Source organism: Rheinheimera salexigens (assembly GCF_001752395.1).
GTDB classification, from domain to species: Bacteria; Pseudomonadota; Gammaproteobacteria; order Enterobacterales; family Alteromonadaceae; genus Alishewanella; species Alishewanella salexigens.
Map to the genome: position 1 here is coordinate 2280464 of NZ_MKEK01000001.1, position 22976 is coordinate 2303439.

19 protein-coding genes are annotated in these 22976 nt (G+C 42.1%); 6 read left to right on the forward strand and 13 right to left on the reverse strand.

What is annotated here, in order from left to right; translation table 11 throughout:
* Positions 1-3: 3 nt before the first annotated feature.
* Together BI198_RS10375 and fadR are read right to left on the reverse strand one after the other, a co-directional pair.
* Complete coding sequence (locus BI198_RS10375) at positions 4-2256, reverse strand: aminotransferase class V-fold PLP-dependent enzyme (protein WP_070049495.1); 2253 nt, start codon at positions 2254-2256, stop codon at positions 4-6.
* A 184-nt stretch (positions 2257-2440) separates the two neighbouring features.
* Positions 2441-3157: a fatty acid metabolism transcriptional regulator FadR gene (gene fadR, locus BI198_RS10380; protein WP_070049496.1), complete on the reverse strand. Its 717-nt coding sequence runs from the start codon at positions 3155-3157 to the stop codon at positions 2441-2443.
* Between the two features lie 171 nt (positions 3158-3328).
* On the opposite strand from fadR, the gene dsbB reads away from it, so the two are divergent.
* A complete protein-coding gene (gene dsbB, locus BI198_RS10385; protein ID WP_070049497.1) occupies positions 3329-3865 on the forward strand; it encodes a disulfide bond formation protein DsbB in 537 nt (178 codons plus the stop codon).
* Positions 3866-3997: 132 nt separating this feature from the next.
* On the opposite strand, the gene BI198_RS10390 is transcribed toward dsbB, so the two are convergent.
* From BI198_RS10390 to BI198_RS10400, 3 genes are all read right to left on the reverse strand, one after another.
* Positions 3998-4621 carry an FKBP-type peptidyl-prolyl cis-trans isomerase gene (locus BI198_RS10390; RefSeq protein WP_070049498.1) on the reverse strand — a complete coding sequence of 208 codons (624 nt, stop codon included), beginning with the start codon at positions 4619-4621 and terminating at the stop codon, positions 3998-4000.
* 96 nt (positions 4622-4717) lie between these two features.
* Complete coding sequence (locus tag BI198_RS10395) at positions 4718-5026, reverse strand: YfcL family protein (protein WP_235605306.1); 309 nt, start codon at positions 5024-5026, stop codon at positions 4718-4720.
* Position 5027: 1 nt separating this feature from the next.
* A complete protein-coding gene (locus BI198_RS10400; protein ID WP_070049499.1) occupies positions 5028-6158 on the reverse strand; it encodes an ATP-NAD kinase family protein in 1131 nt (376 codons plus the stop codon).
* A gap of 199 nt (positions 6159-6357) precedes the next feature.
* Between BI198_RS10400 and BI198_RS10405 the strand changes: the two genes are divergently transcribed.
* A complete protein-coding gene (locus tag BI198_RS10405; RefSeq protein ID WP_070049500.1) occupies positions 6358-7746 on the forward strand; it encodes a coniferyl aldehyde dehydrogenase in 1389 nt (462 codons plus the stop codon).
* Here BI198_RS10405 and BI198_RS10410 read toward each other — a convergent pair.
* The 3 genes from BI198_RS10410 to prmB form a co-directional block, all read right to left on the reverse strand.
* Complete coding sequence (locus tag BI198_RS10410) at positions 7727-8893, reverse strand: MFS transporter (protein ID WP_070049501.1); 1167 nt, start codon at positions 8891-8893, stop codon at positions 7727-7729. The genes BI198_RS10405 and BI198_RS10410 overlap by 20 nt on opposite strands.
* Positions 8894-9036: 143 nt before the next feature.
* Positions 9037-10131 (reverse strand): chorismate synthase, encoded by a 1095-nt coding sequence (gene aroC / locus BI198_RS10415; protein ID WP_070049502.1) that lies wholly within the window; start codon positions 10129-10131, stop codon positions 9037-9039.
* A gap of 34 nt (positions 10132-10165) precedes the next feature.
* The gene (prmB, locus tag BI198_RS10420; protein WP_070049503.1) at positions 10166-11116 is read right to left on the reverse strand and encodes a 50S ribosomal protein L3 N(5)-glutamine methyltransferase; all 951 of its coding nucleotides are present in this window, start codon (positions 11114-11116) and stop codon (positions 10166-10168) included.
* Positions 11117-11184: 68 nt separating this feature from the next.
* Between prmB and smrB the strand changes: the two genes are divergently transcribed.
* Entirely contained in the window at positions 11185-11814 is a 630-nt protein-coding gene (gene smrB, locus BI198_RS10425; protein ID WP_083256600.1) for an endonuclease SmrB, read from the forward strand.
* Between the two features lie 91 nt (positions 11815-11905).
* Here smrB and sixA read toward each other — a convergent pair whose 3' ends face one another.
* Complete coding sequence (sixA, locus tag BI198_RS10430; protein ID WP_235605307.1) at positions 11906-12400, reverse strand: phosphohistidine phosphatase SixA; 495 nt, start codon at positions 12398-12400, stop codon at positions 11906-11908.
* A 243-nt stretch (positions 12401-12643) separates the two neighbouring features.
* Here sixA and BI198_RS10435 point away from each other — a divergent pair, with 243 nt between their 5' ends.
* Both BI198_RS10435 and BI198_RS10440 read left to right on the forward strand, forming a co-directional pair.
* Positions 12644-15439, forward strand: a complete 2796-nt coding sequence (locus BI198_RS10435) for an insulinase family protein (protein ID WP_070049504.1) — start codon at positions 12644-12646, stop codon at positions 15437-15439.
* 118 nt (positions 15440-15557) lie between these two features.
* The gene (locus BI198_RS10440; protein ID WP_070049505.1) at positions 15558-17717 is read left to right on the forward strand and encodes a putative bifunctional diguanylate cyclase/phosphodiesterase; all 2160 of its coding nucleotides are present in this window, start codon (positions 15558-15560) and stop codon (positions 17715-17717) included.
* A 55-nt stretch (positions 17718-17772) separates the two neighbouring features.
* On the opposite strand, the gene maoP is transcribed toward BI198_RS10440, so the two are convergent.
* Positions 17773-18120, reverse strand: coding sequence for a DUF413 domain-containing protein (gene maoP, locus BI198_RS10445; protein ID WP_070049506.1), 348 nt, complete (start codon positions 18118-18120; stop codon positions 17773-17775).
* Between the two features lie 130 nt (positions 18121-18250).
* Here maoP and hdfR point away from each other — a divergent pair, with 130 nt between their 5' ends.
* Positions 18251-19099 (forward strand): HTH-type transcriptional regulator HdfR, encoded by an 849-nt coding sequence (gene hdfR / locus BI198_RS10450; protein ID WP_070049507.1) that lies wholly within the window; start codon positions 18251-18253, stop codon positions 19097-19099.
* A 9-nt stretch (positions 19100-19108) separates the two neighbouring features.
* On the opposite strand, the gene BI198_RS10455 is transcribed toward hdfR, so the two are convergent.
* The 3 genes from BI198_RS10455 to fadI form a co-directional block, all read right to left on the reverse strand.
* Positions 19109-19306, reverse strand: coding sequence for a hypothetical protein (locus BI198_RS10455; RefSeq protein ID WP_070049508.1), 198 nt, complete (start codon positions 19304-19306; stop codon positions 19109-19111).
* A 139-nt stretch (positions 19307-19445) separates the two neighbouring features.
* Positions 19446-21578, reverse strand: coding sequence for a fatty acid oxidation complex subunit alpha FadJ (gene fadJ / locus BI198_RS10460; protein WP_070049509.1), 2133 nt, complete (start codon positions 21576-21578; stop codon positions 19446-19448).
* Entirely contained in the window at positions 21578-22888 is a 1311-nt protein-coding gene (fadI, locus tag BI198_RS10465; protein WP_070049510.1) for an acetyl-CoA C-acyltransferase FadI, read from the reverse strand. The genes fadJ and fadI overlap by 1 nt, the downstream gene beginning before the upstream one ends.
* Positions 22889-22976: the final 88 nt, after the last annotated feature.

Consider the following 22976-nt stretch of genomic DNA (forward strand, 5'->3'; position numbering starts at 1 on the left):
GTGTTAGCTAAGTAAGGCGGTACCGCCTTTTAAGTTATACACTTCGGCAAAACCCATAGTTGATAGAATTTTACATGCCACTAAGCTTCTATTACCTGAACGGCAGACTAATAATAATGGTTGCTCAGGTTTAAGTTCGGCATTTATTAATGCATCCGCCAATTTAGACAATGGAATTTCATTCACCAGCACATTACTTGGCAGATATAAGCTTAGTGCGCCCGCACTTTGCTCGTGCGGCTCGCGAACATCGATTACTTTAGCATTGGGCTTACTTTGTAAAAATGCAGCCATATTTTCTGGCGCAATCACATCGGTGGCATCGGCATAGCTCACTTCAACTAAACCACAAAAATAGGTACTGACTTGTTGTAGCTTAATCGCTTGGGCGCGTAACTCGGATTGCCATTGCTCTGCCGGTAACTGTTGTAATAGCTGGGCTAATAAAGGTTGTTGGGCACAGGCTTGAGCAAAAGTGGTAAAGAAGCGCTGGGCATAATCATGGCTAGACAGGATTAAACAGTCTTGGCCCAATTTCTGCGCCAATAAACGTATACTGCTGGCTAATTCAGTCATGCTGCCACCGGCTAGATCGGTGCGACCAATGCCTCCGGGTAATAATACATCACCAACAAAAGCGGCTTGCAGCTGATCTTGTTTAAACATTAAAATACTAATTGCTTCGGGTGTATGACCTGGAGTATTTAGCTTCTCAAGTCGATATTGGCCGGCCACAATGGTGTTTTGCTGTAACGGCCAACCTAAATTATCGACGTTTTGTTTTTCATCAACTAACCCCGCTAGCATCAGTAACGCGCAGCGCGCAGATTGATGATCCTGATGCAAGTGTGTATCTAATACCGCAACGAGGTCTAAATCTTGCCCCATAACAATATTGGCTATCCGGCTGGCTAAAGGTAACACCGGATCAATCACTACAGCTTGGCGAGTATCTTGACAAATAATAATGTAACTACATAAAGCTTCATGTTTTAACTGAATTAAACCATGAGCATGCAATTCTAACGTCGGTGTTGCATCGGTAAGCACTAAACAGTGTTTACACACCACATCGGCGAGCTGGGCAATGCGTTGACAAGCTTGCTGACATTCTTGTTCTGTCATTGCTGGGCCAAAGGATAGCCGAATAGCACCTTGGCTGCGCCAAGCTTCTAAACCCATGGCGTCTAACACAAAACTACTGGGCACTTTAGAGCTACAGGCTGAACCCGAACTTACCCGTATGCCAGCGGCATCAAATAAATCCATTATGTCTTTACTATAAAAGCCCGGCACCGAGAAATTCAGTGTGGTTGGTACGATAAAAGGCTGATCACTGTTTAAGACTAAAGCTGGAAACACAGTGCGTAAAGCTTTTAATAGATTGTCACGATAGCGCCATAAAGTTGCTTCGGTTTGAAAAGCAGAATCAGTTGTTTTGGTTAACTCGGTAAATATAGCTTGTAAGGCTGCGATACCCGGCAAGTTTTCCGTACCCGAGCGTAAGCCACTTTCTTGACCACCACCGGCGATAAAAGGCTGATAAGGTGAGCCATCACGCACATATAAAAAGCCAATCCCCTTAGGCGCATATAATTTATGACCGCTAAAGGGCGCATAATCGATACTAGTTTTAGCAATATTCAAGGCCATTTTACCCAATGCTTGCACGCAATCGACCATCCAAAATACGTCTGGGTTAGTATCTCGGATCAGTTTTTCTAACTTGGCTAAATCTTGTATTACGCCCGTTTCATTATTGGCAGCCATGGTGCAAACCATAACCGCTTTTGGCAAAGCCGTACGTAAAAATTCATAATCAATAATACCGTTTTGATCAACAGGTATGGCTTGTACCGTCGCATTAACTTGCAGCACGTGATTCCAATGCTTCAAGCTTTCTGGCACGGCTTTATGCTCGGTTGAGCAATATAACAATAGCGTGTCAGCACCCACCTGCCCCTTTGCTCTAGCAGCGAGTAAGGCCGATACAATAGAGGTTTGAATGCCTTCAGTAGCACCAGAGGTAAAAACAATATCGCCACTGGTGGCGCCGATTAGTTTACGCGCTAGTGCTCGGGTTTTTTCTAACTCGGCTTTGGCCTTAATGCCAGTAGTATGGCTACTACTTGGATTACCGAAACTACTTTGCATCGTATGCATGGCCGCTTCTGCTGCAACCGCTAATACCGGCGTAGTCGCATTATTATCTAAATAAACTTCGCTAAGTGACGACAACGGTTTAATTGATGACATGATGGGTACCCTAAGCCTTATAACTAATTAGCATAATATATATCGTATTATCATAACTGGCTTAGGCTAACAGCTCAAGGCAGGATACACCTTGTTTAGTGTTTAGTTTTAGATAGTGAAAATACACACTGCCTCAAACAACAAACCGCCTTTCGGCGGTTTGTTGTTTGATAATTACTAGTAATTATTCTATTAAATCTTTTGGGATTTCTGGTCGCAACTCGGCCCAGATTAAGCCACTTTCACGTCCATACTTACGCACGGCAAATACCACTTCATCAAATTTACCATTTTCAGCATGAACTTTAATTTGGTGATAGTAGTTACGTGCCACTTCGCGCGCTTTTGGATGCGAAAAATAAAAGCGGGCAATTTTATTATATAAGCCACGAAAGCCGTTTAAAATTAGTACATAAATCCGATTAGCAGAATGTAACGCCAATTCATGATTTAAATTATAATCAAACTCAGCATAAGCTTCAGCGGTGTCTTCTAGCAATTCGGCGCCAGCAAAAACTTCAATCACTCGTTCGGCATTATTTTTAATCGCACCACGGATATAAATAGCACTGATATTAGTCCGCGCCGAAAGCAGCTCGTCCACTAAATCAGGCATATGCTCTTCATCTAAACGGGCTAAGGTTTCTAGAATATTTAAACCTGACGTTTCCCAGAAGTTATTTACTTTAGTTGGTTTACCATGCTTGATAGTAAGCCAACCATCGCGAGCTAAACGTTGTAACACTTCACGTAAAGTAGTTCTAGTTACGCCAATCAACTCCGACAGTTCGCGCTCTGCGGGTAAAATGGAGCCAGGTGCAAATTTGCCATTCCAAATAGAATCGACAATGTATTCTTCTGCGAAACCGGCTGGGCTTTGCGCTTTTATCAAGTTGGTCATGCGGATCTATCCGTCTACTTATTAAGTTATATTATACTGATTGTACCAGAGCTCAATCAGTTAACAAGACACTGATTAAAAATAGCCTGTACAGACGCTAATTGTAGAACTAAGCAAAATATCGTAAATTAGCCTGCATAAATCATATAACAATATAAATAAGGCTATTTAATGTTGCAAAAAATCAAGTCGTTATCAAGTAAACGCTCTGTTTGGCTACTATTAATAATTACCATTACTGCTTTTTTAGCAACAGCATTATATTTCCAACATGTGATGAATATTCAACCCTGTATCAAATGTGTTTATATTCGCGCCGCCTTTAGTGCCATGTTATTTGCCGCTTTAATCGGCTTTATAACGGCGAAAATAACTATTTTACGCAGTCTCGCGCTAATTGGCGTGATTGCAGCCGCAGTATTTGGCTTAAACCAAGCGAATGAATTATTAGAAATAGAGCGAGTTATTGCCGCAGGTGGTTTTTCGACTTGTGCTTTCTTTGCCGAATACCCAAGCTGGCTGCCGTTAGAGCAATGGTTACCTGCAGTATTTGAACCCACAGCCAGTTGTGGCGATGATAGCTGGAGCTTACTTGATCGCAGCATGGCGTTTTGGACCAGCATTATATTATACAGCTACATTATTGTGCTAACGCTGTTTTTGCTTTGCCAAGTGGTTAAAGTAAATTCAAATCCCTATAAAGGTTAACCTTTATAGGTGTCTACAAAGCACATAACAAACAAATACAAAAACGCCCTGTTTATAGAGTATACAAACAGGGCGTTTTTTTCAGTATTTAGCCAGTGCTTACTGACTAAATACTCATACCTAGAATAGTAACTAGATAATAGCGATTAACTCAACATCAAATACTAAGGTGCTAAATGGAGCAATAGCATTACCCGCGCCACGCTCACCATAAGCTAACTCATGTGGAACATATAAGCGTAATTTAGTACCTGGCGTCATTAATTGTAATGCTTCAGTCCAGCCAGCAATAACACCTGAAACTGGGAATTCTGCCGGTTCGCCACGCTGATAAGAGCTATCAAAAACCGTACCGTCGATTAGGGTACCGTGATAATGAGTACGTACCGTTGATTCAGCTGTTGGTTTTTCGCCATCTGCTGCGCCAGCTGCTAATACTTCATACTGTAAACCTGACTCAGTTACCGTGACTTCAGCACGTTTAGCGTTTTCAGCTAAAAATTCTTCACCGGCACCCGCTAATAATTGGGCTTTTTCAGCTTGTTCTGCTTGCATACGCTCGCTAATAACGCCAAATGCAGCGCGAATTTGCTCATCAGTTACTTCTGGTTCTTGCTCGGTGAAAGCAGCTTTTACACCGGCTGCAACCGCTTCAATATCTAAACCGTCAAATGGATTATCAGCTAATTGCTGACCCATTTGTAAACCAATACCGTAACTAGCGTGTTGCTCTAAAGTTGTATATTTATCTGCCATGAATCCCACTTTATTTATTCTGGCTACTTAAAGCCAAGGTTAATATCGCCACGCAGTTTAGCGCAAACAGCGAGTAATGTCTTGTAATGCACAAAATCAAGCGGCTAATTGCTGCACTTGTTGCCAGATATTTTGTACGGTTGCTTGATCTGTTTCGCTAAGCTCGCCTTGGCCGATAGCGTGTTGCAAGCTACTGCTTACTTGCTGAATCAACTCGTCCACTTGGAATGGCTCTGCAGCGACTTGTAGAGTACCGACAGCTAAATCAAAATGGCCGCGCAAATAACCTGACGCAAACAATTCATCATCTGTGGCTACCGGGACTAATTGATCAAAAAAATTAGCTGCGTTATCGATAAAAGCATCGATATTAATTGTCATCTCGCTGTGTAAATTGCTGTTCATGCTATTCCTCTTCCTCCCAACCTAATCGATACATAACGTAGTCGTTATAACCGGTGAGTACATTAATTAATCCTGCTAATTCTTGATCCAACTTGGCGTCACCCGTATCAGCAAGTAATGGCCGACCTTGTAGCTGTTCTAATTTATCTTTGCTGGCAATTACTTGAATATTACTACGACCTAAACTACGGATAATTTTCGGTGCTAACTGCTGATTTCCTCGACCAAACACATGACCTTGACCACCAATTAGGGTGATAATAAGCTGACTTGGATAACCATCAATTAAGCTAAACAACTGCTCTGCAGTAACATCCTTAGCGATTAATTGGCCGTTTTCCACTACATCTACGCCGAGTAAGGTATTCTCTACGCCTAACTCTTGCATCACGGCCGCTACAGTAGAGCCTGAGCCCATTATATAGCGCACATCATCTTGCATTTGTTCAGTGATATAAGCCGCTAAATCAGCTAACACCAGTTCATCGGACTCTTGCCCACCCGCTTTTACACTTTGCACATAACGCAATTGTGCCGGTATGCGCATTTCACCAAAGCGCCGTGCTTTGACTACACCTTGACGAAACGCTTGTTCATCAATATCCATTACATCCGCGCTATCTAGCGAGACCAATTCACCGGCTATCAATTTGGCCACTAACTTGCCTGCGGCAGTGGGTGATATGGCATAAACACCGGAGTGGATTTTTACCCCAGCAGGAATGCCTAAAACCGTGGTTTCTTCGGCCACCACGTTACAAATGTTTCTGGCAGTACCATCACCACCGGCAAATAACAGCAGATCAACTTTGGCGGCCACTAAAGCTTGTGCAGCTTGCTCGGTATCTGTTGCGCTAGTGACATTCGCGTTTGGCGTATACACCACGTGGTAATTGAGTGCTAATTGCTGGCAACTCTTTTCGCCCATGTCACCTGCCACGGTGTAAACTGTAAATTGCGATTTTAACGACTCTAATTCGGCCAGGGCGGTTTGAGCTCTGTGCATCGCTTGTGGTTTTGCGCCCAATGCTATGGCTTGCTCTGCTTGACCATCAGAGCCTTTTAAACCGACACTGCCGCCTAATCCCGCTAACGGATTAATGATTAAACCTAAACGAAACCCTGTTGCCATGTCATGACCTCGAGAACCAGCAAAAAACAAGCCTAAAAATGGCCGTTATTGTATATAAATATTACGCAATTGCCCAGCTAAGCAGAAGTGATTAGCCATTACAGTGTTGCTTGTATAACAGATCCGACTACTTTAAAGTGCTTAGTTAAAGTACACGTTACAGTAATAGTGTTAAGCATAGGCGCGGGATAATAATATAATGAAACAGCAATTCGACAGTTTAAAACAGCAATTTACTCAATCCCCCTACCCCAGCCTCGCGCAGCGCACCCAATGGCTACAAGCGCTGGAAAAAGGCGTACGGCACTATAGTGATAAATTATGCCAAGCCTTAAGTATCGATTTTGGCCACCGCAGTATTGATGAAACTCGACTCCTAGAAATTATGCCAACCTTAAGTGGCATTGATTATCAGATTAAGCATGTTAAACGCTGGATGAAAGTCAAAAATCGCCAGGTTCATTATAGTTATTGGCCTGCCAGCAATCAGCTAATGCCGCAGCCTTTAGGCGTAGTGGGCATTATAGTGCCATGGAACTATCCCATTTATTTAGCCACTGGGCCTTTGATGGCAGCGTTAGCCGCAGGCAATAAGGTAATGCTGAAACTATCGGAGTATACGCCCGCCACCAATAGCGTAATTAACGCCATGTTAAGCGAATTCTTACCCGAACAAGTGATTGTTATAGAAGGTGATGCCGAAGTTGCTGCAGAGTTTTCTAGCTTAGCTTTTGATCATTTGCTGTTTACCGGATCTAGCAATATAGGTCGTAAAGTGATGCAGGCCGCGGCGGCAAACTTAACCCCAGTGACATTAGAGTTAGGTGGCAAATCACCGGTATTAATTGCTAAAGATGCCAACTTAGCTTCGGTTATGCCACGATTGTTATTTGGTAAAACCGCTAACGCGGGCCAAACTTGTGTGGCTCCGGATTATGTTTTATTACCGCGCGAACAATTAGATTTGTTTATTAAAACAGCTAAGCAACGCTTTAAACGATTTTATCCCGCAGGCGTACAGAGTACCGATTATTCTGCCATCATAAATCAACAGCAATTTTCGCGATTACAGTCATATTTAGCGGAAGCAGAACAAGCTCAAGCCCAAATTATTTCGCTTGACGAACAGCATTGGCAACAAAGCAGCCAACGTAAATTGGCGCCGCAATTAGTGATTAATGCGCCTTTAGATGCAGCAATATGGCAGCAAGAAATCTTTGGGCCGATATTACCCATTATGTTGTACGATGATATTGAACAAGCCATTAGCTTTATTAATCAACAACCTAGGCCGTTAGCGCTGTATTTGTTTAGCCCATCAACAGAACTGCAGCAACAGGTTATGCAGCGCACCCACGCGGGCGGCGTCTGTATTAATGATAGCCTAATGCATGTGGCACAGGATGATCTACCCTTTGGTGGCATTGGCCCATCAGGAATGGGCGCTTACCATGGTGAAGCTGGATTTTTAACCTTTTCTCATCAAAAAGCCATTCATAAAAAAGGCCGATTTAGCAGTGGCCGTTTTATTTACCCACCCTTTAATCGGACATTTTTTCGGTTAATTCTTAATTGGTTGCTGCGTTAGGGATCACCTTAGGCAGCGAAATTGCTAACATAGTGGCGACTAAGGCTAAGCCCGCAGCAGCAAGAAAGGTAAAACTTGCTCCTGCGCCATCTTGCCATAATAAACCTGAGACATAAGCGCCAATTGCACCACCGCCACCATAAATAACACCGGCATAAAATGCTTGGCCCTTACTGCGAAAGTGTTTAGGGAAAAACTGTTGAATAAACTGCATGGCGCAACAGTGAGCTATAGCAAAACTGCCAGCATGTAACATCATACTAAACGCTAATACCCAAGCGTTATCAGCGAACATAGCCACTAAAGCCCAACGTAACACTGTTAAGCTATAGCAAATACTGAGTAAAAATTTATAGCTACGATTACGTAATATTTTACCGGCATAATAAAAAGCTATAATTTCAGCAGCAACAGCAATACCTATAAATAAGCCGGTTTGGGTACCACTGTAACCAATATCCCGACTATAGAGGGTGAAAAAGCCATAATAAGGAGCAAAGCTCATTTGCAGCAATAAAGCCGCAGCCATAAAACGCAATAATAAAGGGTTTTTTAACACATCGATAAAACGTTGACTGACCGCTGAGGTACTAAGACTCAAACTAATAGGCGGTAATAAAAACAAACTGGACAATAACAATATTAAAAATAATAACGCCGAAGCAGGTATAAATTCACTGCCAAAAATTTCAAATAACCAACCGCCCAACATAACTAAAACAATATAGCCCACACTACCAAAGCTGCGTATCCGACTATAAGCTTGAGTATCATCATTTAAAAAATGAAACGCCGATACTTCAAGTTGCGGTAAAATAGCGGTCCAAAAAAAACTAAATAAAGTAAAGCCAATAAGTAACGGCCAGAAGCCAATATCAGCAAAGCTACTACACCAGCCTAGGATGGCTAATACTGCCCCGCTACGCATAATTAACATCGGCTTACCGGTGCGCTCGGCTAGTGCGGCCCAAATATTAGGCCCGACAATTCGACTTGCCGTTACGATAGCCAACAATAGGCCTATTTCGGCTGAGTCTAACCCTCTGCCGTCTAAAAACAGGCCAAAATAAGGCACAAATACACCAAGTACACCAAAATACGTAAAGTAGGCCAGCATAAGCGCTGGCCGAGCTGAAGCAGCAGACATGAATTACCTAAATTACTTAATAAAAGCTAATTGATTATAGCTTTTGGATGATGAATGTTTTTAATTTGCCAAATTAAATTGTTTATAATGGCTTAGCTTATATTTAATTAAAACACCTAGTTGCAATGATAGGCAAAGACGCTTTAATTGCGCGCAATATCTGGTGTGGTTACATGAACGTGCGCATTTTGCGCTCTATGGCGCATATAATGATCCATTAACACAATCGCTAACATGGCTTCAGCTATTGGCACAGCTCTTATACCCACACATGGATCATGACGACCTTTAGTGATCATATCAATTTCATCGCCTTGGCTATTAATGCTTTTGCCTGGCACGCTAATGCTTGAAGTGGGTTTAAGCGCCATACTGACCGTTATATCTTGACCAGAAGAAATACCGCCTAATACGCCACCAGAATGATTAGCGCTAAAGCCTTGATTACTTAGCTCATCACGATGGGTTGAACCACGTTGTTCAACCACCGCAAAACCGTCACCTATTTCTACCGCTTTAACCGCGTTAATACTCATAATGGCATGAGCAATATCGGCATCTAAGCGATCAAACACTGGCTCGCCCCAACCTACAGGTACATTAGATACAACGACATTTATCCGTGCACCTACCGAGTCGCCGGCTTTCTTTAACTCGCGCATGTACTGATCTAAGTCTTCGATTTTATCAGCATCAGGGGCAAAAAACGGATTATTATTGACCTCTGCCCAATCTAGTTTAGCCATTTTAACTGGGCCAAGTTGCGCCAAATAACCCCGCACTTGAATACCACATTGTTCGAATAGATATTTTTTAGCAATAGCCCCTGCTGCGACGCGTACGGCGGTTTCGCGAGCAGATGATCGGCCACCGCCGCGATAATCGCGAATACCATACTTGTGCCAATAGGTATAGTCAGCATGACCGGGGCGAAACACATCTTTAATAGCCGAATAGTCTTGCGAGCGTTGGTCAGTATTTTCAATGAGTAAACCAATACTGGTACCTGTAGTGGTATCTTCAAATACGCCGGATAATATTTTAACAATATCATCCTCTCGTCTAGCTGTAGTGTAACGCGATGTACCTGGCTTACGCCGGTCTAAATCTAGTTGTAAGTCTTCTGCTGTTAATGTCATCCCTGGCGGACAACCATCAATAACGCCCCCTATCGCAGGGCCATGACTTTCACCAAAGGTGGTGACTTTAAATAGTTGTCCAATGCTGTTACCGGCCATTGCTACTCCTCAACCTGATTAGCTATCAATATGTTTATAGTTCAAAAAAGTGCAGGCAGCGCTGTAATTCAGCTTTAGTAATAGCAAACACGCCGATACCGCCATGTTTAAATTCTAACCAGTCAAACTTAACTTCAGGCAATTGCTGCTGCAATTGCACCATGCTATTACCCACTTCACAGATTAATACGCCACCCTCATTAAGATGGCTGGCTGCTTGGGCTAAAATGCGTCGTGTTAAGGCTAAACCATCTTCACCCGAGGCTAAGCCCAGTTCTGGCTCATGATGATACTCTTCGGGTAAGTCCGCCATATCTTCAGCATCAACATAAGGCGGATTAGTTACGATTAAATCATACTTAGCACCGATTAAGGCATCATAACCATCAGACAGTATGGGATAGACGCGGTGCTCAACATGATGTTGTTCAATATTAAATTGGGCAATTTCTAATGCATCGGGGCTAATATCAACCGCATCAACTTCTGCTTCAGGAAAAGCATAAGCACACGCAATAGCAATGCAACCTGAGCCAGTACATAAATCTAAAATATTATGCACAGCATGGCCGTTAAGTTGCTGAGCAAACTTGTCGGCAATTAATTCTGCAATCGGTGAGCGCGGAATTAACACCCGCTCATCAACATAAAAGGCTAATCCGGCAAAATAAGCTTGATTAGTTAAATAAGCCGCTGGTAAGCGCTGGCTAATGCGCTGCTGTAATAAGTAAACAAAGGCTTCACGCTCTTGTTTTATTAAACGCACATTTAATAGCTTGTCGTCGGTTAAGGGGGGCAAATGCAACACGTAACATAATAATGCTGCCGCCTCGTCCCAAGGATTATCTGTGCCGTGGCCCAAATAAACTTCAGCCTGATTTAACTGGCTAACGGCAAACCGTAACCAATCATGCACGGTAACTAGCTCAGCGATAGCATCTGCTATACACTCAGCACTTAAAAATAATTCGCTAGATTCAGCCATGTTTTAGGTAAGCTCTTTTTGTAAAAACGATTTTTGTAATAAACGGTCAGATTAAGTAGACTTGGACGATGCAGAATAAAAACTCTCAGCTGTTAAAAACGCTATTAACAGCTGTATCAGCAAAAACACTGTCTACAAAAGCAGTGTCAAAAAAAGTGCTAAAAGCATCATCAGCCGTATCGCCAGACGTTACAGACGAAGATAGCCAACTGTTTCGCCAGTCGATAGCAGGCGCTAGGCCTATTACCCAAGATAAGATACCGCCTGTTGCCGCCCTGAGCAAGCAAAAAAGACGTGCAGACGTCTCTGCAAACACGCTAGCTAACGATTTATTTTACTTTTCTGATCAATATGAAGGCTATATTGATCAAGGCGGTAGTCACAACTATGTGCAAACCGGTGATGACGTTCATTTAAGTGGCCGATTAAAGCGTGGCGAGTTTCAACCGCAAGTGATATTAGACCTGCACGGCATGACGTCTGCTGAAGCTAAAATAGAGTTGGCGGGTTTATTGGCTTATTGTGAACAAAAACACCTAAACTGTGCCTGTGTTGTGCATGGCAAGGGCTTAGGTATTTTAGCCCGTAAAGTGCCCAACTGGCTTATTCAACACCCCAATGTCCGCGCATTTCATACCGCCCCAAAAAGCTGGGGTAAAAATGGCGCCTTGTTATTATTACTAAAAATAAAAGCTTAACCACTTAACCGTATAACAAGGCATTTAAAGAGTATTAGCTAGCAATCGCGATAGCCGGTACAAGCAGGAAAATTGCCATACTGACTAATTTTTATAAGCTTAACAGGGCTAAATCTTCAGTAGATATCGACTCAATTAATTGTCCCTGCTGCTTTGGTTGATAAGCAATACAGGCTAGCTGAGCAGGACTAAACACCGGTGCTTGACCCGCATCAGTGAACTGAGCCACTAAAAAGCTGACTAACGGCATATGCGATACCAGTAAAATCCGAGCATCTGGCTTAGTCGCTAAACAGACATCTAAGTACGATTGAAAGCTTGCCGCGTTAGCATCTGGCACTAGATCAGTAACCAAGTCTAACTGGCTAAAAGAAGGTTGCTTGGCTAACATTAACTCTGCAGTTTGTTGGGTACGTAAATACGGACTAGACCAAACCCAATCAAAGTTACCATGCTGCTGATATAACCAGTTAGCCATCTGAGTAACTTCATCAACACCCTTTGGTGTTAATGGTCTTAATTTATCGGAAGCAGCCATAGGCTCTGCTTCACCATGACGCATAATAACAAGATTTACCATTGACATAATACCATGCTACTTAATAAGTCCTGTTGTTGAGGTATAGGCCGCAAACAATATGCACGCTATACATTACTCGAGTCAAAATTGTGCGCTATCATAAAGAAAGATATGGCTTAGTGTAACTGTTAATAATGCATAAAAACTAGGGTAGTTATTACTTATTGCTATGACTACATTTTACTATGCCAATTTCTAACCAGTTAAGTATCAACCTTTAACCTCTGGGTTGAGAAAAAAGGATCTAGTTTGGAAAATAAGCAGCTATTGCAAAGTATAAATGATCACCGAAGTTATCAGCACTTTGTGCTTGAGAACGGCCTTGCTGTGCTTTTAGTGCAACAAGCAGATGCTCATAAAAGTGCGGCAGCGTTAACGGTTAATGTAGGCCACTTTGATGATCCAAGTGAGCGCCAAGGTTTAGCTCATTTTCTGGAGCACATGTTGTTTTTGGGCTCAAAAAACTATCCAGAAGCCGGTGAATATCAGCAATTTATCAGTCGTCACGGCGGTAGCCATAACGCTTGGACGGGTACTGAGCACAGTAGTTTCTTTTTTGATATAAATAATGACTTTTTTGAGCAAACCTTAGCCCGATTTGCTGATATGTTTAGCCAGCCCTTATTTAGCTCAGAATATATTGAAAAAGAACGCCATGCCATTGAAGCCGAGTTTAGTTTAAAGCTTAAAGATGACGGCCGTCGTATTTATCAAGTGCATAAAGAAACCGTCAATCCAGAACACCCTTTTTCCAAGTTTTCAGTCGGTAGTTTAACTACGTTAGCTGACTTACCTAACGACAGCTTGCGCCAAGCTTTAATGCGCTTTTTCCAGCAGCAATATAGTGCAAAGCGTATGACATTAGCTTTAGTGTCGCCATTACCACTAGACGAGCAACGGCATTATGTAGAACAATATTTCTCTGCTATCGCCAATCAACCGCAGGCAAAGCCAGCACTTACGACAACGCTTTACTTGCCTGAGCAGCAAGGCATTCAGTTAAACATAAGGCCACATAAAAACAGCCAAAAATTGGTGGTCAGTTTTGCCCTACCCGACATTCAGTCTTGGTATAAACATAAAGTGATTAGCTTTTTGGCGCATCTAATTGGTGATGAAGCAGAGGGCTCATTATTAAGTTATTTAAAGCAGCGCTCTTGGGTTAATCAACTTAGTGCGGGTGGCGGAATTGATGGCAGTAACTATAAAGACTTTACCATAGCCTTTGAATTAACCGAGCAAGGTTTAACCCAGCGCGATGCTATCGTTAGCAGTTTATTTAGTTATTTAGCGCTGCTTAAAGTTAAGCCTTTCCCTGTAACTTTATTTAATGAAAAACAAAAGTTGCTGGAATGGGCTTATCTGTATCAAGAGCCCTCTGACGAGTTAGATACCGCCAATCATTTATCGATTAATATGCAGCATTATCCGGTGGCGGATATTATTTATGGTGACTACCGTATGGAAGCCCCCAGTGATGCGCTTTACCAGCATATTTTACAGTTTTTTTGTAGCAGCAATATGCGTTTAATGCTCATTACGCCACAGGTAGCAGTAAATAAACAAGCGCGCTGGTATCACACGCCTTATAGTGTCGAATCCATAGACTCAGCACTATTACAGCAATTTGATAATGCCGCTTTAATACCTGAATTATATTTACCCGGCGCCAATCCGTATCTTAGCGATAATCTTATCTTATTACCGAAAAATGCACATATGCCGATACCAAAACGGCTACATCACTCAGAGGCGATATCGGTTTGGTATAAAGCCGATACTGAATTTAATAGCCCCAAAGGCCATATTTTTGTTCAGTTAAGCCTAGCCAATAGCCAAAATGGCTGTGCTCAGCTTGCGGCAATTCGGTTATGGGTTGAATTATTTCAAGATAATATTAACCAACAATTATACCCTGCCACGGCCATAGACTTAATTTATAATGTCCACGTCCACCGCCAAGGCATTAGTATTCACACCAGTGGTTTAGCTGCAAATCAGCTGTTGTTATTAACCAATATATTAGACAAAATGTCAGAGTTGCAGTTTAGCGAGCAACGCTTTTTGGAAATAAAACGGCATTTAACTCGGCATTGGCGAAATAGCAGCAAAAACAAACCTGTACCACAACTATTTTCCCAGTTGTCGGCTATTTTACAACCGTTAAATCCAGAAATAATTCAGCTTGCCGACGCTTTAGAGACGTTAACCTTTACCGACTTTATCCAGTTTCATCAGCAATTATTCAATCAAGTACATATTGAAAGTTTAATGATAGGTAATTGGTCACTTGATCAAGCCAATGAACTGACATCTGAGCTAAAACAGTGGCAACTCAATTTGCATAACGCAGCGCCAGCCCTGCCTAACCCTACCTATAAAGTGCAAGGTCAAGGTCCGGTATGGTTACAAGTAGAGACTGAGCATAATGATCATGCATTAGTCATTTACTTGCCGGCACAAGAAACAACCGCTGACTCGATGGCCTTATTTATGCTGGCCAATCATGTGTTATCGGCTGAGTACTTTCACCAACTACGCACAGAGCAACAACTAGGCTACTTAGTCGGTACCGGCTATGCCCCAATTAACACCTTACCCGGTATCGCTTTTTATGTGCAATCACCTAACGCTGATTGTGCCCTGCTTTATCAAGCTACCGTGGTATTTTTCCGCTCATTTTTAACTGAAACCGAACAGTTAACTGCAGCAGATTTTGCTGAAATGAAACAAGGTTTACAGGCACAGTTAACGCAAGGTGATAGCAGTTTAGGCGCTAGAGCAAAACGCTTTTGGCTGGCGTTAGGCCAACATGATTATAATTTTAATCTTACCCACTGTATTGTTCAGGCATTAGACGAGTTATCGTTAAACGAATTTATTCAATTTTTGCACCAACTGCTGTTACCCGAATATGATGCCATTTTCTTAGCCACAGATCCTAAACCTGCAATAGACCATATTCAAGCTAGCACTGCCGCTGAATTAAAGCAGCGCCTGCAACAAACAGAAATTGCTTTTGACAGTTTTGCTAAACTTGGTTAACGTGGCCTGTTGTTTTCGCCACTTAGCATCTGCGTAATTTAATAAAGTTGTGGATCTCTTTCACTAGCTTAGTGCTAATTTTTGGCCGTGTCGTTTATTTGCTGTTAATGGAGACGGTGTGCAATCATATTTATTCACTATAGCGTTAGTAATAGCGACCGCCACCTCGTGCTTGGCTATTTATAGCATTATAAAGGTACGTCGTTCTCAATCTAAATTAGCACAAAGCGAAGAACAGCTACGATTGTCTTTATGGGCTAGTGGAGATGAGTTATGGGACTGGAAAGTTAACCAAGCACAATTTTACCGTTCTAGTTCATGGTTATCCTCTGTTGAGCAATCGACTAACAGCACTGAATTTCCGCCTTATAAGCAATTGATTCATCCAGATGACTTGTCTCGAGTGCAACTTTTATTGCAACAGCATTTAGCTGGCGAGACGACAATGTTTGAAGCAAACTATCGGATGAAAGACAATGACAATCATTGGACTTGGGTATTAGATCGCGGTAAAGCAGTAGCCTTTGCCGCCGATGGCAGTGTGACGCGTGTTACTGGCACCCTAAAAAACATTCATCACTTAAAACAAACCGAAGAACAATTGCAATTGTTTGCTCGCTGCTTAGAAAACATTTCTGATGCGGTTGTGATCTGCGATCATCAATTTTCGATTTTAGAAGTTAATCCTGCTTTTAGCAGTATTACCGGTTTATCTAGGAAAGCCGTTTTAAACAAACGCTTTGAGCTTAGTTTATACCCAAGTAAATTTATGGCTGATATACGCGCTAAACTAAATGCAGATGAGCATTGGAGTGGCGAGGTACGTGAACAACGGCCTAATGGTGATATTTATTATGCTGACTTGACCTTTGATGTCATAAACGATACTCAGCAACAAACCAGCCAATACGTAGCCGTATTTTCAGATATTACCGAACGTAAACAGCGTGAAGCAAAGCTCAGTGACTTAGTGAATAAAGATACCTTAACCGGCTTACCTAATCGCGCGGTATTTATCCAACAGTTGTCCGCTATAGTTACCCAAAATACTGAATATGCAGTATTAGTATTTGACTTAGATAACTTTAAAAAAATTAATGACTCTTTAGGCCATGATTTAGGTGACAGCCTATTATGTAAAATATCGGCAAGATTAAATCAGTTTGCTCAATATAAAAATGCTTTATATCGTTTAGGCGGTGATGAGTTTGCGATATTAATTAAACAACCTAGTGATAAAAATTTTATCGAAGTGTTTGCTAAAGAATTGTTAGGCCATATTAACCAGCCATTTTTTGTTAATAAGCATGAACTCGTCATCAGTTGTAGTATCGGTATCGTTACCTATCCAACCCATGGCAATAATGCTCAGGTGTTATTGCGCAATGCCGACACAGCTATGTATAACGCTAAAAGCCAAGGTGCTAATCGTTTTTTATTTTTTAATGATGCCATGAATCAATTAGCGGTAAAACGCTTACAAATAGAAAACTTAATTCGTTATGGTTTAAAAGAAGATTTCTTTTGTGTCTATTATCAACCTAAGTTAGACATTATTACTGGCCAGTTAGTCGGTATGGAAGCTTTAGTGCGCTTTAACACCCCTAAAGGTGGGTTAATTAGTCCAGCGAGCTTTATTCCTATTGCAGAAGAAACTGGCCAAATCATTGAAATTGGTGAAGTGGTATTACGTAAAGCCTGTCAAGACGTTAAACGTTGGATTGATCAGGGATTATTTGATGGTAGAGTCGCCGTTAACTTGTCCTCTCGACAATTTGCGTTGCCGTTTTTATGTGAACAAATTGACCAGATTTTGCAAGAAACCGAATTACCTTCATATCATCTTGAATTAGAAATCACCGAAGGTACGGTAATGCAGTCGCCTAAACTGGCCATTGAAACCATGAAGAAGTTACGTGCTCGCGGCATGCATTTAGCTATGGATGATTTTGGTACCGGTTATTCTTCATTAGCGTATTTAAAACAATTTCCGCTGAATACGTTAAAAATAGACAAAATTTTTATAGACGATTTAAATACCGCTCGTGGCAGAAATATGGTGGACACCATAGTCACTATTGCCCATAACCTTAATTTAACCGTAGTCGCTGAGGGCGTAGAGCAGTTAGAGCAAGTAGAGATGTTACATAAATTACGTTGCCAAATCATTCAAGGTTACTATTACAGTAAACCGATCAGTGCCAATGACTTTAGTACGTTTTTACAGGAAATAAAACAAAAGCGTTGGCAGTCATTTGCTATCGCAACTGATGTTTAGGAATTTTAAAACGGTTTGAGGAATGAAAACAGCGCCTTAATTGGCGCTGTTTTTTTTAATCTGAATCGGTATCAACGTAAGAAAAATCTTCATTACCATCGGCTAGTTTTTTGGTACCAAATACAGTATGAAACTTACGTTTTTCGGCCAAACGATGTTTATATTTCATCCAGGTTTTTTCGTATAAAGTTGTTGCCGGTTCTTCACCTTTGCATACAGAAATAAAACGCTGTTCTTCATCATTTGTTGGAGTTCTCTTACCTTCCTCCAACTCAAACATTGCTAAACCATGCTTCTCGAGCACATTACCTTCATTAAGGGTAAAACGCCCAGACCGGGTAAACCCTTTAGGGAAATTTCGGTCATCGAAAAAGCGACGTTGACTAACAAAACTTGGCTGCATCACTTTTTTTCCTCTAATTTTGTTGGAATTTAACCCAACCAGTTGAATCTGTGCGGAGTATGGTTAACAATAATCGTATCGTAAAACAAAAATTTTTTATCGACACCATAAATAATTCCTAGGATATAATTTGGATACCGAACTGCTTAAAACCTTTATCGAAGTTCAGCGTACTCGGCATTTTGGCCAAGCAGCAGAAAACTTGTATTTAACTCAATCTGCGGTCAGCTTTAGGATCCGTCAATTAGAGCAATACCTAGGTGTTAACTTATTTAGCCGCCATCGAAATAATATTCAATTAACCGCTGCTGGTGAGCGTTTATTGCCCCATGCAGAAGCCATGCTCGCCGCCCTGCAGCGTGCTAAGCAAGATGTTGCCACTAGCGCAGAACAAGCCCAGCCCTTCTCTATGGCCGCTACAGCTAACATTTGGGATGCTTTTTTGCTGCAAGGTTTTGTGCGTAGCCAACATCTGTTTCCTACTTTGTGCTGGCGCGCTGACTCTTTAGGCCGTGAGCAAATAGTTCGACAATTACAAGAGCGAAACTTAGATTTGGCTATTTTATTCGACCCGCCAAAAGTAGACGATATGCAAGTCGAAAAGCTTGGCACTATAAACTTATTGCCCTTAAGTAGCCACAATACGGCTAGTATTGATAACTGGCAGCAAGATTATATTTATATTAACTGGGGTAGCAGTTTTAGTGTGCAACATAACCGGCTGTTTCCGGAGTCGTCGGCAGCAAAACATCGTACCGGTAGCGCGAGAATTGCCTTAGAGATGATGCAATACACCGGAGGTAGTGCATATTTACCTAATGCCATGGTACAACAGTATCTTAATGAGCAACGTTTACATTTAGTGGCTGGCGCCCCCATCATTTCTAAAGATGTTTACGCCGCATTTTTACCTAATGCCGCTAATTTAAAACACATTTCTGCAATAAATATTCAATTATCGCAGCTACTTAAGAACTAAGATGACACATTAGGCATTATAGCGAGCTTCTTTATCACCGCGAACTCGAAGTAGGTTAAGCCGTTTATGACTATTAAACAATGGGATTAATAAAGGCCCTAAGCAGAGCGCAGCGAGGGCCCAACGAATAGCCGCCATGCCACTGCGTAATGCCGCGATATAAATGCCAGCAGCTGTACATAGCCATATAACAGGTAAAAATAACACCAAAACACTCCAATAACGTCGAGCATTAATTATACCCGTCGTAACTGACGCTTGCTGTTAATTATTTGTAGTTTATTCTTGGTTATTTGCAAATGAAAAAGGCATGTACTAGACATGCCTTTTAAGTGTTTATGCTAATTTAAGAGTAAAACTTTTGCTGTTGCTCGGCCATTTCTAATAATAATGGCGCTGGAGTAAATCGAGCCCCAAAGCGGCTTTCTAAGCTACGCAACTGCGTGACCAAGTTTGTCACGCCCATAGTATCGATATAACGGAATGGTCCACCTAAGAAGGGAGGGAAACCAATGCCGAAGATGGCACCAATATCTCCATCCCGCGCTGAAGCTATTACACCCTCGTCTAAACAACGTACCGCCTCATTTAACATCTGCGCCACACAACGATCGCTAATGTCGCTTGTACTTAAACGTGATGCTGGTGTGATAGATAGTAAGGTATAAACACTGCTATCAACCTGCTTTTTGGCTTTTTTACTTTTGCCATCATATAAATAAAAGCCTTTAGCGTTTTTCTTACCCTTACGACCATCAGCCAACAATTTTTCAAACGCCGCGGGGGCCGTAAAGCGCTCACCCAAAGCTTGACTTAAAATAGGTGAGATCTTGGCGCCAACATCAATACCTACTTCATCTAATAATGCTATTGGCCCGACTGGGAAACCAAACTTAACTAACGACTTGTCTATATGCTCGACTGACTCACCTTCTAACAAAATATTAGCCGCTTCATTCATATATAGCGCTAAGATACGGTTAACATAAAATCCAGCACCGTCTTTGACCACTATTGGCGTTTTACCTTGTTTACGGGCAAAAGCTACCGTAGTTGCGATAGTTTCAGCTGATGTTGTTTCATGGGCAATAACTTCCACTAAGGGCATTTTATCTACCGGTGAAAAGTAATGTAAGCCAATAACATTTTCTGGCCGTTTAGCATTAGCCGCTATTTGGCCGATGGGTAATGAGCTAGTGTTACTAGCAAAAATAGTGGCTTCATTACCATGCAATTCAATATCAGCCACCATTTGCTGCTTTAAATCTAAGTCTTCAAATACCGCTTCAACCACAATATCAACATCGTGAAAACCACTGTAATCAGTCGTACCCGTAATTAACAGCATTTGCTTTTGCAGCTCAGCTTGGCTAATAAACCGTCGGTTGAGTTTTTTCTTCAGTAGTGAATAACTGTATTTAAGGGCATGAGCAATACCTTGCTGGTTAATATCTTTTAACCGAACCGGAATGCCAGCTTTTGTTGCTGTTACGTTAGCAATACCGCCGCCCATTAAGCCACCACCTAAAATAGCCGCTTTATGCACTGTTCTTGGTGTTACATCGCCTGCACCTGTTTCCTTTTTCATTTCGGTGGTGGCAAAAAACAGACTGCGCAATGCTGCAGACTCTTTGGTCATACATAATTGGCCAAAGGCTTCAGCTTCAGCTAATAAACCTGCTGTTTTACCTTTATCTATACCCGTTTGAATAACATCTAATATTTTAATTAGCGCGGGGTAATTGCCATGGGTTTTGCTTATTGTTTGTTTACGCGCTTGGCTAAATACAATATTTCGACCAAGACTGGTTTGCTCTAAAAACTTATCCACTAAACCCACTTTACGATTATCTCGCTGAGGTTTACCTTTTAACGCTAACTTTATTGCGGTTTCTAATAAGATACTGACTGGTACAACATCATCGACTAAGCCAAATTTTTTGGCTTGAGCTGGGCGTAATTGCTTGCCGGTCAACATCATATCTAAGGCTTTTTGTAAACCGACTAATTTAGGTAAACGCTGGGTGCCACCACTGCCTGGCAATAAGCCTAGCTGGACTTCAGGTAAGCCTAAAACGGTTTTATCGCTATTACTGGCAACTCGGGCATGACAGGCCATGGCTAACTCTAAACCGCCGCCTAAACACGGACCATGAATAGCCGCCACTAAAGGGATGCTTAACTGCTCTAGTTGATTAAATATGTCTTGGCCCATAGTAGCAATACTTTGTGCTTGAGCTGCCGTCTGGCAGTCATTTAGCATTGAAATATCAGCTCCGGCAATAAATGAATTTGCTTTACCACTGGTAAACACTAGGCCCTTTAATTCTTTATTAGCTTTAATCTCGGTTAATAAGGCGGCAATTTCATCCGCGAAGGCCGCTTTTAACACGTTCATCGACTCGCCAACAATATCCATACTGATAATACCAATATGATCGTCGCGTACGGTTAAACTAAAACTATTACTCGCAGTCATTATTCTGTCTCCACTATCATCGCTACGCCTAATCCACCCGCAGCACACGCTGTGGTTAAGCCTACACCACCACCACGACGATTTAATTCATTAAGTGTTTGCACGATTAAACGGGTACCGGTAGCTGCAAAGGGGTGACCATAAGCTAACGAACCGCCATTAACGTTAAATTTATCCATATCAATTTCACCAATAGCTGCACTACGGCCTAGTTTTTCAGCTGCGAATTTTTTACTGGCAAACATTTTTACGTTGGCAAGTGTTTGTGCAGCAAAGGCTTCATGCATTTCAATTAAGGTTAAGTCCGCTAACGTCATACCGGCGCGATCAAGCGCGATTGGCGTGGCATACGACGGCCCCATTAACATGTCTTCATGCACGCCGATAGCAGAGAAAGCATAGCTGCGGATATAACCCAGTGGCTTATAGCCTAAGGCTTTAGCCCGGCTTTCTGTCATCATTAATACCGCTGAAGCGCCATCGGTTAAAGGCGTACTATTGGCTGCTGTCACGGTGCCGTGCGCCCGATCAAACGCAGGTTTTAAGCGCGCGTAAGACTCTAATTTAGAATCTTGACGAATATTGTTGTCCATTTCCAGAAAGCGTGAATAAGGGGCAACCTGTGCCGCCATGACTTCTTGTTGCATAATGCCACTTTGCCATGCAGCAGTGGCTAAGGTATGCGAGCGATGCGCCAACGCATCTTGCTCTAAACGGCTAATGTTATGTGACTTTGCCATTTGCTCAGCTGTATCACCCATTGATAAGCCTGTACTGTATTCCGCAATCGCAGGCGGAACGGGTAATAAATCTTTAAAGCTTAAACGGCGGAAAATGGCAATACGTTGACTTAAGGTACGGGCCTTACTTAAATCAACTAAAGCACGAGCTAAAGCTTTGCTAACACCAATAGGCACGACTGAACTTGAATCTGCACCACCGGCAATAGCAATTTCACTCATGCCGGCCATCATAGTTTCTGCTACACTGGCAACTGATTGAAAACTAGTGGCACAAGCACGGGTGACACTATAGGCATCGGTATGGACATGCATGTTAGTGCCTAATACAATTTCCCGAGCAATATTGGGCGCCTCGGGCATTTGCACCACTTGACCATATACAACCTGCTGGATAAGTTGCGGATCAATTTCACTGCGGATAAGTAATTCGTTAACCACCATTTTACCTAAGTCTAATGCCGAGACTCCGTGTAATTCTGTAGCTTGCTTAGCAAATGGCGTACGTAAACCAGAAACGATAGCAATTCTATCACCACCGCGAGTTGTTAATTGTATTGGCGTTTTCATCCTGTTCCTCAATCTGAATTTACAGGTCAGACCTGTATTGTTGTTTTCGATTGTAACGACAGTTGTCGATAATTAAAACACTTGTTTT

What these genes read in the sequence shown, in the direction of transcription:
- BI198_RS10375 (WP_070049495.1), bottom strand. Translation starts at nt 2,256, where the DNA reads ATGTCATCAATTAAACCGTTGTCGTCACTTAGCGAAGTTTATTTAGAT.
- fadR (WP_070049496.1), bottom strand. Translation starts at nt 3,157, where the DNA reads ATGACCAACTTGATAAAAGCGCAAAGCCCAGCCGGTTTCGCAGAAGAA.
- dsbB (WP_070049497.1), top strand. Translation starts at nt 3,329, where the DNA reads ATGTTGCAAAAAATCAAGTCGTTATCAAGTAAACGCTCTGTTTGGCTA.
- BI198_RS10390 (WP_070049498.1), bottom strand. Translation starts at nt 4,621, where the DNA reads ATGGCAGATAAATATACAACTTTAGAGCAACACGCTAGTTACGGTATT.
- BI198_RS10395 (WP_235605306.1), bottom strand. Translation starts at nt 5,026, where the DNA reads ATGAACAGCAATTTACACAGCGAGATGACAATTAATATCGATGCTTTT.
- BI198_RS10400 (WP_070049499.1), bottom strand. Translation starts at nt 6,158, where the DNA reads ATGGCAACAGGGTTTCGTTTAGGTTTAATCATTAATCCGTTAGCGGGA.
- BI198_RS10405 (WP_070049500.1), top strand. Translation starts at nt 6,358, where the DNA reads ATGAAACAGCAATTCGACAGTTTAAAACAGCAATTTACTCAATCCCCC.
- BI198_RS10410 (WP_070049501.1), bottom strand. Translation starts at nt 8,893, where the DNA reads ATGTCTGCTGCTTCAGCTCGGCCAGCGCTTATGCTGGCCTACTTTACG.
- aroC (WP_070049502.1), bottom strand. Translation starts at nt 10,131, where the DNA reads ATGGCCGGTAACAGCATTGGACAACTATTTAAAGTCACCACCTTTGGT.
- prmB (WP_070049503.1), bottom strand. Translation starts at nt 11,116, where the DNA reads ATGGCTGAATCTAGCGAATTATTTTTAAGTGCTGAGTGTATAGCAGAT.
- smrB (WP_083256600.1), top strand. Translation starts at nt 11,185, where the DNA reads ATGCAGAATAAAAACTCTCAGCTGTTAAAAACGCTATTAACAGCTGTA.
- sixA (WP_235605307.1), bottom strand. Translation starts at nt 12,400, where the DNA reads ATGTCAATGGTAAATCTTGTTATTATGCGTCATGGTGAAGCAGAGCCT.
- maoP (WP_070049506.1), bottom strand. Translation starts at nt 18,120, where the DNA reads ATGCAGCCAAGTTTTGTTAGTCAACGTCGCTTTTTCGATGACCGAAAT.
- fadJ (WP_070049509.1), bottom strand. Translation starts at nt 21,578, where the DNA reads ATGACTGCGAGTAATAGTTTTAGTTTAACCGTACGCGACGATCATATT.
- fadI (WP_070049510.1), bottom strand. Translation starts at nt 22,888, where the DNA reads ATGAAAACGCCAATACAATTAACAACTCGCGGTGGTGATAGAATTGCT.